This window comes from Escherichia sp. AM3, from assembly GCF_032029835.1.
Classification (GTDB): Bacteria; Pseudomonadota; Gammaproteobacteria; order Enterobacterales; family Enterobacteriaceae; genus Escherichia; species Escherichia coli.
This window is the reverse complement of record NZ_JAVUPQ010000897.1, coordinates 1-281: the sequence shown is the minus strand read 5'-3', so window position 1 is coordinate 281 and position 281 is coordinate 1. Positions and strand designations below refer to the sequence as shown.

At 50.2% G+C, this 281-nt stretch carries 1 protein-coding gene; it reads right to left on the bottom strand.

From position 1 onward, the window contains the following. A partial coding sequence (locus tag RTW80_RS28950) for a murein transglycosylase domain-containing protein (RefSeq protein WP_312721554.1) occupies positions 1 to 222 on the bottom strand: 222 nt, incomplete at its 3' end. Between the last annotated feature and the right edge of the window lie 59 nt (positions 223 to 281).

Here is a 281-nt window from a genome sequence, read left to right as displayed (position 1 = left end):
ACGGGTCTGATAGGCGTCGGTGTACTTAACGTAGTCCTTCGGTCCGGCAATAAGAACTTCGTTAAATCCCCATATGTTCTCGATGTTGTGGGCAAACTGCCCCATCAAAATGTCAAAACCGTTGGTGTCCTTGACCCAGGCTTCGTTGTATTCATCGCCTTTTTTGGAAGAACAAGACACAAGCAACGGCGCAACAAGGGCTAGCGCTAAAAGTTTTTTCATCATTCCGGGAGTGCGTGTTGTGTTTGCTTTGGGGTTGCTGTTGCCGGGTGGCGCTGCGC